The organism is Pseudochelatococcus sp. B33 (assembly GCF_053570585.1).
Genome location: NZ_JBSEFH010000075.1, coordinates 1 through 1253, shown reverse-complemented (window position 1 = coordinate 1253; position 1253 = coordinate 1). Strand labels below are relative to the sequence as shown.

General features: G+C 64.7%; 2 protein-coding genes. Both read left to right on the top strand.

The features are described from left to right. Positions 1 to 967 (top strand): Bug family tripartite tricarboxylate transporter substrate binding protein (locus tag ACUSIJ_RS29600; protein ID WP_449311999.1); only part of this gene is annotated, 967 nt, incomplete at its 5' end. 75 nt (positions 968 to 1042) lie between these two features. After that, positions 1043 to 1213: a hypothetical protein gene (locus ACUSIJ_RS29595; protein WP_449311998.1), complete on the top strand. Its 171-nt coding sequence runs from the start codon at positions 1043 to 1045 to the stop codon at positions 1211 to 1213. Positions 1214 to 1253 lie beyond the last annotated feature (40 nt).

Genomic DNA, 1253 nt, shown 5'->3' with positions numbered 1-1253 from the left:
CGCAGTCACAGCCATAGGTCTGGGCCTGGCCGCCTGGACCGCGCCGGTCACGGCGCAGGCCGAATGGCCCGAGCGGCCGGTCGAAGTCATCGTCCCCTGGGCGGCAGGCGGTGGCTCGGACGCGCTGGCGAGGATCATCTTTGAACCGCTGGCCGCCCGGCTTGGTCAGGCTTTCCCGCTCGACTTCCGCCCCGGCGCCGTGGGCACGGTGGGGACGGCGGTCGTGGCGCTGAACGCTGCCCCGGATGGCCATACCCTGCTGTTCACCTCGGGCTCACCGATCATCTTTGCCAACTTCATGCCGGGCATCCCCTACAAGCCGCAGGAGGACCTGATCCCGATCATCGAAACCTTCTACGGGCCGACGATGATGGTGGCGCATATCAACACCCCATACAATACGTTCCAGGAATTCGTCGACTACGCCAAGGCAAACCCCGGCAAGGTCAACCTTGCCTTCAACGGGGTCGGCGGCAACACGCATGCGTTGGCCTCGGCCATCCAGCTCAAGACCGGCGCCGAGCTGAACCTTGTGCCCTATAGCGGCGTCGCCGACCAACTGGCGGATCTGCTGAGCGGCACGGTCGATGTCGGCTTCGGCTACAGCCCGGCCTTCGTTCCGGGCGTCGAGGCGGGTCGTCTGAAGTTCATCGCCGCCATGTCATCCAAGCGCAATCCGGCCCTGCCGGATATCGGAGCCTCGGAAGAGAGCGAGTACAAGGGCCTCTATCGGATCAATTCTTATGGCGTGTTCGCGCGCAAGGGCACCCCGCCGGAGGTGATCGAGAAGATCAATGCCGAGATCCAGAAAACTCTGCGCGATCCGGCGGTTCGGGCGGGTATCGAGGCGCAGGGCTTCTTCGTCGTCGAGGACAGCACGCCCGAACAATTCGCCAGCACGATTACGCAGGATGTCGCTCAGATCCGTGAACTGATCGAGAGCGGATCGTTCCAGATCGGCGAATAATCACGTGTTCCGCCCTCACGGCCGCGAGGACGGCAATCGGTTCGGCGGAGTGCGAACTGCAGGGCGGAGCACGCGATGAACATCCAAAACTGCAAGGTGGCAGAAGATCATGCCAACGCCATCCAAGAATTGTCTGGTCATGTCGGCGGGCACGCGCGCGAGGCGGCGACGCTGCTGGAGAATCTCGCAGCGACGAGCGCCCGCGACCTGATCGGAGCAATGGTCGCCGGGCTCCCGCGGAGCTGAGGTCCGGCAGGCGCCCGGATTCGCTGCGGGCGCCTGCCCA